This window comes from Armatimonas sp. (assembly GCF_031410135.1).
Lineage (GTDB): Bacteria > Armatimonadota > Armatimonadia > Armatimonadales > Armatimonadaceae > Armatimonas.
The window spans coordinates 1-1062 of sequence record NZ_JANNYP010000032.1 but is presented as its reverse complement, the minus strand read 5'-3'; the positions used below and the strand labels follow the sequence as shown (position 1 = coordinate 1062).

Here is a 1062-nt window from a genome sequence, read left to right as displayed (position 1 = left end):
CATCAGCGCTTTTGCCTGAGCCTGCGCCGCTCGCCAGTGTGCGGTAAGCTCTTCCGCACTCCCCGTTCCGGGTGGCAGCAAGTCGTGCCAGTCCGCGCTGAGGGTGAGCTTAATCGCGTTCTTCTCCAGCAGCTCGTAGACCTCCTCAACGGCAAGCTTCTCCCATTTCTTCTCCCGAATCGCGCCCTGGGGCAGCTTGAGCTTGGCGGCATCCACCATCCCGTTCACGACAATATCCGCCGCAAGGTTCCATATCAGAGGATCGCGATGCCCTCGGCGCGTCACGTGAAGGAGCGCCGCATGGAGCACCTCGTGCAAAAGCACCCCGTCTACTTCTTCGCTCTTCAGCCCCGCCAGAAACGCCCGGTTCCAGAAAATCCGTCGCCCGTCGGTTGCTGCCGTCGGGATGGCATCTGAGAGCACCGACCCGGCAAAGAGCGCCAGTGCCGCAAAAAACGGCTGGCGGACACGCAGGCGCAAGAGCGCACCCGAGAGCCGGTCGTTTAACGTCTTATCATCCATGTCTTAATCCTCGACGGTTAGCGTGGACGGAGATCGTCCCGCTATGGGGCCTTTGGCCGCCTCGCTCCGCTCGGAAATTTACCGACGAGGCACTCGGTGGCGCCCAATGGCCCCATAGCGGGACGATCTCCGTCCTGGCTGGCGATACCAAACGCCCGATATGGGTTTTCTCATTTGCCCATCAGCTGCAGGTACTCAGCGGCCAGGTTTTTGAGGCGTGGCTCGGTGGCAAAGAGATTCGCTAGCTCACCCATCCGGCCTTGGGCACGCCAGAGCCGCAGAAGATCGCTGATAAAGAGCTGTACCCACTCGGCGGGGGCACGCTCGGCCAGCCAGAGAAAGCCGTGGAGTGCCTGCTCGGGCGTTTTTGCCCGTGCGGTGAGGCCAATCGCAACCGCGTAGCGCACGCTCGGCTCCTCCGGGTAAGCGATCTTGCTCCCCTTGCCGCTTAAGATCGCCTCCAGGCTCGGGAGCTCGCGGTAGACTTTCTTGTAGGCATCCAGCTCCGCCGCCGCGCCCTCACCCACGGCCGGCGCAATA

General features: G+C 62.6%; 2 pseudogenes. Both read right to left on the bottom strand.

The annotated features are described in order from the left end of the window. Positions 1-522, bottom strand: a pseudogene (locus tag RMO15_RS01155) (hypothetical protein); the annotation flags it as partial. Between the two features lie 170 nt (positions 523-692). Beyond that, positions 693-1062, bottom strand: a pseudogene (locus RMO15_RS01150) (ATPase); the annotation flags it as partial.